This window comes from Glaciimonas sp. GG7 (genome assembly GCF_052976905.1).
On the sequence record NZ_JBRIIQ010000237.1, the window covers coordinates 1 to 484 of the forward strand.

The following is a 484-nucleotide window of genomic DNA, read 5'->3' on the forward strand; positions in this document are numbered from 1 at the left end:
GGCTGAAAAATGTGGCGTCGTTACATGACGGGGTAGGTCAACTGCCACTTCAAAAACAACGGCAACTGCCACTTCAAAAGCAACGGCAACTGCCACTTCAAAAGCAACGGCAACTGCCACTTCAAAAGCAACGGCAACTGTGGCTGCGCCAGTGCTGCGGGCTTAGTCGTTGCAGGCTTGGGCGGCTTCGTTTAGTGCGGCTTTTCTGGCTTTTCGCAGGGTTTGGATCTGGGTATTGACCCATTCTGTTTCGCCAATTGCATGCTCGCCTAGTAGTGCCGTTGCTTCTACGGCGAAAGCTTTTAATGCTGCGCAATCGGCAACACTGAGCGCTAGCGCGGCAGCATTAGCAGGGTTGGGGTTGGATCGGTAAGTTTCGTTGGATTCCTGGAGGTTGAGGCAAATGATGATGGCTTGAGAAAAAGCGGCGCAGCGGGTGGCAAAGTCATGCAGGTAAAGAGATTGCTCGATGTCAATGGCATCG

General features: G+C 52.9%; 1 protein-coding gene. It reads right to left on the reverse strand.

Going from position 1 to position 484, the window contains the following annotated elements:
* Positions 1 to 162 precede the first annotated feature (162 nt).
* Positions 163 to 484 (reverse strand): hypothetical protein (locus tag ACVBEF_RS21350; protein ID WP_447125897.1); only part of this gene is annotated, 322 nt, incomplete at its 5' end.